Annotated in this window: 6 protein-coding genes, 1 tRNA gene and 1 pseudogene; 3 read left to right on the top strand and 5 right to left on the bottom strand. The window is 66.1% G+C overall.

Annotated elements, in window-relative coordinates:
• Positions 1–115: 115 nt before the first annotated feature.
• Entirely contained in the window at positions 116–1,105 is a 990-nt protein-coding gene (locus tag DD1DGNOD_RS04315; protein ID WP_241251217.1) for an SGNH/GDSL hydrolase family protein, read from the top strand.
• Positions 1,106–1,183: 78 nt separating this feature from the next.
• On the opposite strand, the gene DD1DGNOD_RS27730 is transcribed toward DD1DGNOD_RS04315, so the two are convergent.
• Complete coding sequence (locus DD1DGNOD_RS27730; RefSeq protein WP_206442937.1) at positions 1,184–1,696, bottom strand: hypothetical protein; 513 nt, start codon at positions 1,694–1,696, stop codon at positions 1,184–1,186.
• Between the two features lie 104 nt (positions 1,697–1,800).
• Between DD1DGNOD_RS27730 and DD1DGNOD_RS04305 the strand changes: the two genes are divergently transcribed.
• Entirely contained in the window at positions 1,801–2,028 is a 228-nt protein-coding gene (locus DD1DGNOD_RS04305) for a DUF4287 domain-containing protein (protein ID WP_013872262.1), read from the top strand.
• 213 nt (positions 2,029–2,241) lie between these two features.
• Complete coding sequence (locus DD1DGNOD_RS04300) at positions 2,242–2,652, top strand: PPOX class F420-dependent oxidoreductase (RefSeq protein WP_131765318.1); 411 nt, start codon at positions 2,242–2,244, stop codon at positions 2,650–2,652.
• A gap of 121 nt (positions 2,653–2,773) precedes the next feature.
• On the opposite strand, the gene DD1DGNOD_RS04295 is transcribed toward DD1DGNOD_RS04300, so the two are convergent.
• The 4 genes and pseudogenes from DD1DGNOD_RS04295 to DD1DGNOD_RS27725 all read right to left on the bottom strand — a co-directional run.
• The gene (locus tag DD1DGNOD_RS04295) at positions 2,774–3,592 is read right to left on the bottom strand and encodes a Bax inhibitor-1/YccA family protein (protein ID WP_131765317.1); all 819 of its coding nucleotides are present in this window, start codon (positions 3,590–3,592) and stop codon (positions 2,774–2,776) included.
• Positions 3,593–3,983: 391 nt separating this feature from the next.
• Positions 3,984–4,058, bottom strand: a tRNA-Leu gene (locus tag DD1DGNOD_RS04290).
• A 785-nt stretch (positions 4,059–4,843) separates the two neighbouring features.
• Positions 4,844–6,325, bottom strand: a complete 1,482-nt coding sequence (locus DD1DGNOD_RS04285; RefSeq protein WP_131765316.1) for an NAD(P)/FAD-dependent oxidoreductase — start codon at positions 6,323–6,325, stop codon at positions 4,844–4,846.
• 123 nt (positions 6,326–6,448) lie between these two features.
• A pseudogene (locus DD1DGNOD_RS27725) lies at positions 6,449–6,648 on the bottom strand (uracil-DNA glycosylase); the annotation flags it as partial.

Below are 6,648 nucleotides of genomic sequence, written 5' to 3'. Positions count from 1 at the left end.
AACGACCGGAACGACCGGAACGACCGGAACGACCATGGTCGAACCCCAGTCCGTCTGCGGGAGACGCAGCCGGCAACAGCACCGCCACGCCCCGGGCTGCGGTCCAGGAAGCGCTGTGCACGCCGGACGCGCCACGAGGCTCGTCGCCACCGGTCTCGGCATGCTCCTCGTGTTCGATGCCTCGCGCATGGTGCACGCCGGGGAGGGCATGTCACCCGGGGCAACACGCAGCCTTGTGCTCGCCGTAGGGCGTCCACTCGACCGGATCACCAGCGTAACCGGCCTAGACGGGGTCACCCGGACGCTGGCAGCGGCGTTCGGGCACGAGGTGGGCGCAGGCGGTTCGTCCCAACTGTCGGCCGATGATCGGACGGCCCTGCCTCCCCGCACCGTTACCGGCGCGGGGACCCCGCAGCCGGGCGGAACAGGCAGCTCCGGCACGACAACACCTCGGCTGCGCGTTCCCAGCGCCGCCGAACCACTTCGCCTCCTGGTGACCGGGGACTCCCTTTCCGACGGGCTGGGGCCGATGCTCGCCAGTGCGTCCGCAGGGACGATCCACGCCGATACCGACACCCGGTCCGGCACCGGCCTGGTGCGTCCGGACTTCTTCGACTGGGCCGGGCACGCTCGCGAACAGATCGCAAACCGCGATCCGGAGGCGATCGTGGTCGCCCTCGGCGGCAACGACGGGCAGGCAATCACGATGCCGGATGGGAGTGTGCTGCGGACCGGATCACCCGAATGGCGTGCGGAGTACCGGCGGCGGGCCGTCGCCATCCTGCGGATCTGGTCCGACGGCGGCAGACGGCGAGTATACTGGATAAGCCTGCCACCAACTCGCGAACCCACCCTCAACGACTATTTCCGCCAGCTCGGCGAGATAACCGCGGATGCCGTCCGGGAGGTTCCGGGCGCTCGTTTCGTGAATATCGATGATCGGCTGTCGAAAAACGGAGAATACAGCAGTTACCTCACCGACGATCACGGGCGGACCGTGCTGGCCCGCACCAGGGACGGTGTCCACCTGACACTCGACGGGGCCCGAATCGCCGCCAACATCCTCATAAAGGCTGTCAACGCCGATTGGCACATACCCTCCTGAAAAACCCACCTTTCGGCGCGCTTCCACGGATCCGTGAGATATCCGTCCGGGACGCCCGGTCACCGGCGCCGGCCGCCCTCAAGAACCTCCCCCACGGTGTCGCGGCCGGGGAGTCTCCAGATCCATGCGAGCCGTGTGCATGGCCGCCCGAGCCCGCGCCGCGAGATCATTTCGACGGGACGAACCACTCACAGTGGTATCACCGGCAGCGTCCGCGACCAACGCTTCGATGACGTCCGTCGCCAGCACGACGATCTGATCCGCGAGAGCGTGGTCGGCCAGGTGCGGTGGACCGACCCCCGCGGGGACCCCGGATCCTGCCTCGCGCCCCAGGTCAGCGAGTTCGACGGCAAGAGCACGTACCCGGTCGGCGCGAGTGCCGACGGCGGACCCGGATCCGGATCCGGACGAGCTGGCGCCGGACCCGGAGGTGGAGGTGGTACAGGGCTCCCGCCAGGAAGCCGGTGACCACCCGTGGATCCGGTCGTGCAGCCGTCGTACCTCACCGACCAGCTCCGCAATGGGCGCATCCCGAACAGCCACGTCCGAATTGATCAGATCCCGAATCGTCAGGGGACCCGCTTCGGCCATCCATAAAGGCTACCCCATGACAGCCGTGGCGGGTCTTGCCGTTGTCCGACTGGTGGTGCACGCTCCTTCCATGACTGGTTGACCAGTGCGTACTGGAGGCGCCAATGTCGCAACAACGCTCCGAAGAGACCCACCACAGCCTTATCGAACGAATTCCTAGAATCACCGGACACGACGTCGGCCACTGGCTGGGATGCCTGGACCGAGGGCCTGGTCTCCTTCGCTTCTCCGAACGCGTCAACTGGCTACGGGATGAGCACGGGCTTCCCCACTGCTATGCGGCGGCTGTGGTCCACGAAGCGGATCTGCGCAGGCGCGCCATCCGGACCTGACACAACAACCCCCTCGCCCGACCGGCCCGACACCGGTCCCCATATGCCGTGACCCACGGACCGATCCCGGTCGTCCTCCCCCTCGGCGCAACCCGGGGACAAGGGCCTCCGACAGCGCGAAAAACATGATCGCGCTGTCTTTGGCGCTCTGGACGAGCGACAGGTGTGCTATCCGGCGCGGTACCACCGGGCCGGTTGGGCGAGAATCAGCCAATGGACATCGAAGCGGCTCGGGCCTACGTCCGGGACAACCACCAGGCCGTCCTTGCGACGTTCCGGCAGGACGGTACCCCGCAGATGTCACCGGTCACCGTCGGCGTCGACACCGGCGGCAGACTCGTCATCAGCAGCAGGGAAACCGCGTACAAGGTTCGCAACCTGTACCGCGACCCGCGGGCCAGTTTGTGCGTCTTTCCCGACAGCTTCTTCGGGCCGTGGATTCAGGTGAGCGGCCGCGCGCGGATCATCTCGCTGCCGGAAGCCATGGAGGCCCTCGTCGACTACTACCGCACGCTGTCGGGTGAACACCCGGACTGGGACGACTATCGCGCCGCCATGGTCCGCGACCAGCGCTGCGTGATCAGCATCGAGATCGAGCACGCCGGTCCCGACCGCTCCGGCTGACCAGCCGATCGTCACCACAGGTGGCGGTGGGCCGGTGGAACGCCACCGGCCCCATCCCCGCGGCCTGCCGCGAAACCTCTACGGGCTACCTCAAGCACCCCAAGCCGGCACACCCGAGGAGTCAGCCCCGAAGCTTCGACAGCAGCCTGAGCATCTCCAGGTACGTCCAGACGAAGCCGACGAGCAGTCCGAACCCGGCCCGCCACGCCTCCTCACGGGGAGCGCCAGCGGCGATCGCCCGCTCGATGTAGTCGAAGTCAAGGATGAACTGCAGGCTCGCGACCACGAGCACGGCGATGCTGAACAGGATGCCGAGCGGGGAGGCGTCATTGATGATCGGCAGATGGCTGCCCGACACCGCCCTGATCACCAGGTCGGTCAGGCCAAGCATGATCACACCCAGCAGCGATCCGTAGACGATCCGGACCATCCGACCGGTCGCGCGGAGCCGACCGCTGCGGTAGGCCACGAGCATGGCCACGAAGACCAGGGCGGTCCCGAGCAATGCCTGGAGCACGATCCCGTGGAAGGCGTCCTCGTAGAACCGGGAAACCGCGCCCACGAACAAACCCTCGAGCGCGGCGAAGAGAACGATCAGCGCGGGCCGCAACCGCCGGCCGAAGGAGATCACCAGGCACAGCGCGAACGCGGCGAGCATCGCCGCGAACCCGACCGCGGGGGCGGTCGGCGCGATCACCCAGCCGGCCGCCCCGGTAACGGCCATCACCGCGAACAGGCCCAGGGTGTGGACGACGACGTCGTCAATGGTCAACCCGCTGGGCGCCCTGTACAGCCCGGCGAGATGTTCCGGTGTCGGGGTGGGCGGGGCTCCCGCGCCCGGCGGCGCATAGCCTCCGGGGCCGTACCCCGAAGGCGGCGCCGACCAGCCGGTGAATCCACGCCGGCTGAACACCGGATTCGACGAGCGCATCTCGGCCATCAGGACACGACTCCTTCCGCCACCCGCATCCAGCCGGGCGTGCAGATCGCAGCTGCTGTCGAGCCCGGTCGATCGCGCCGCACACCAATCCGATCAGCGAACACGATCAGCGAACCCGTCCGGAATACAGAGTAGAACGCCCCACGCGGAGACTGTGCCCGGAGTCCTGCAAACGGTCACCCGACGGCACCGGAGCACCCACAAGATCGCCCAGAGCTCTCGCCGGCATGATCGCAGAACTCGTGGACGGCACTGCCGGTGTCGGGACGGCAACCAGCACGAGAAAGGGTCACCCGTCAATGACGGGGAGGCATTCAGACGAATAGTCTGATGGCATGGTGAACTGCCGGCCGGAATGATCCGGCCGGCAACCACAGAACGCACCTGAATGTGCCGGTGGTCGGAGTCGAACCGACACTCAAGCTGTTTTTAGGACAGCCTCCTCTGCCTGTTGGGATACACCGGCTCGGCTACATCGGAGATGTTTCTACCACGCTACGTAGGATTTGTGAAAGAGACAACATGAAGAAAGTGTGAGAAGTGACCGTACCATCCCGATCCGCAACTCGTTGTGACACTCACGCCCGACTCGTCTACTTAAGGTAGGCGATTGATCACGGTATGACCAGATGGCAATACAGTCGGGGCGCCTGGGGACCGCACCTCGCGCACGCGCCGCTCTCAGGCAGGCGGCGGCCGGTCAGCCACCCAGGAACCGGTCGGACACTCGAACGGACGGTCATCGGATACCGACGACGCCCCGTGGCCGGTATCCGGGCCATGCAGTGTCCACGGTCGCCACAGCACCGTTTCTCCGGTGGACGGTGGCCGCTGGGAGCTCCAACCGTGCAGGGCACCCGCTCATGGAAATGCCCGCTGTAGTGACCTACAGCGGGCATCTAGTGTTAAATCGCTACAAATTGATCTGTACGGTTTGTCTCCGGGGTAAAAACACCTGAAGACAGAACATTCGATCAGTCGGCGGTGTCCGGATGAGCGGATCACGAGGTGGCAGCAGACAGGCGCCGGAGGTATGTGGGCGCCGGCCGGGTGAGCCGGAGTACCCGTACGTCGCGACCGGGAACCCGCGCCACCGCCACCGGGAACCCGCGCCGCCGCGACTGAGGATCCGTGCCGCCGCGAAGCGACGGTGCGGGTGGTGGCGGTGCGAGTGGTGACGCACGGAAAGGATGAAGCGAGGTGCGTCCGGGAGTCGCGAACCGCGACGATCCTACCCTCGGTCGCTCTCAGTCACGCCACCGATGTTCCCCCGGAGGCCTTGGCCGGCCCCACAGTCCTGGCGGGCGCAGGCGACTTGCGAGCGGGCCCGGAGGAAGCGTTCGTCTCCGCCCGCCCTGCCGGCTTCCCGGAAAGCACAGGCTCCGGAGCAGCCGACACCTGCGCCGCCGGCGTCGGAGTGGCCGGCGGGCTTGCAGCCTCACGGAAGCTCGCCCTGGGGTCGGCGAAGGCTCCCAGCGAGACGATCTCCCGCCGGAAGAACAGCGACAGCGTCCAGTCCGCGAGCACTCGCGCCTTGCGGTTGAAGGTCGGCACCCGGCTGAGGTGGTACGTACGGTGCATCAACCACGCGGGCCAGCCACGCAACTTCATCCCGTACACGTCGGCCACACCCTTGTGCAGCCCGAGGGAGGCCACGCTTCCGGCGTACTTGTGTTCGTACGGCGCGATCGGCTCACCGCGGAGATCGGCGAGAATGTTGTCCGCCAGCACCTTGGCCTGGCGAACGGCGTGCTGCGCAGAAGGTCCAGTGGTCGAACCCTCACCCTTGGTAAGGTCGGGCACTGCAGCGCAGTCACCCGCTGTCCACGCCTGCTCGACGCCGTCGACCTGGAGGAACGCCGTCGCCTTGATCCGGCCCCGGTCGTCGAGCGGGAGATCGGTGTTGGCGAGTAGCGGGTGGGCCTTGACCCCGGCGGTCCAGATAATGGTCTCGGCGTCGAACTCCTCACCGCTGTCGAGCACGACATGACCGTCGACAAGGCTTTTCACCCGGGTATTGATTTTCATCTCGATACCGCGGTGCTCGAGCTGCTTCAGCGTGTACAGACCCATCGCCGGCGAAACCTCGGGCAGCACCCGCCCACTCGCCTCGACCATCACCCAGCGCATGTCCGACGGCGACAACTCGGGATAGAACTTGCAGGCGTCCCGGGCCATATCCTCAAGCTCGGCGATCGCTTCGATACCCGCAAATCCGCCACCGATGAATACAAACGTCAGCGCACGGCGCCGCAACTGTGGATCGGTGCTGGACGCCGCGGCATCCATTCGCTCGATGACCTTGTTCCGGATGTGGATCGCCTCGGCCACGCTCTTGAAACCGATACCCAGCTCCGCAAGACCCGGGATGGGCAGCGTCCGGGCGACCGATCCGGGACAGCCGACCAGAACGTCATAGCGGAGTTCATGCGGCGCGCCCTGATTCGGTGCAATATGGGCGACTCGCTGGGCATGGTTGATCCCGGTCACGCTGCCACTGACCACCCTGCAACCATTCAGCACCCTACGTAGCGGTACGACGACGTGACGTGGCTCGAGGTTTCCTGCCGCCGCTTCGGGAAGAAACGGCTGATATGTCATGTACGAGTTGGGCTCGACCACCGTCACGGTCGCCTCGCCCTGGCGAAGGCGACGCTGAAGACGCAAAGCCGTGTACATACCGACGTAACCGCCACCCACAACAAGGATGTGCGGAGGTTGTCCAAAGCTCATACAAAAAAGGTACTCGCCACCACGCGACTATGCCCGCGGATACGCCGCCGGTGAGCGACGGACTCACGTGACGTGCAACACGCGGAGATCAACCCGATGGCGCGTACGTCGACCGCGGTTCAGCTATTTATCACCAACCGCACCACTTACGCCCGCCGCGTTGTCAAGCACAGAGTCGATCATCTCGGCGGTGACCCGTCCGGTGAACGTGTTCTGCTGACTGGGATGGTAGCAGCCGAAGACAACCAACCCCGCACGATGTTCAGCGGCAGGTTCAGTGGCGGGTTCAGTGGCGGGTTCAGTGGCAACTCGCTGCGCTGAAC

It is taken from the genome of Candidatus Protofrankia californiensis (assembly GCF_900634765.1).
Classification (GTDB): Bacteria; Actinomycetota; Actinomycetes; order Frankiales; family Frankiaceae; genus Protofrankia; species Protofrankia californiensis.
This window is presented reverse-complemented; position numbering and strand designations above follow the sequence as displayed.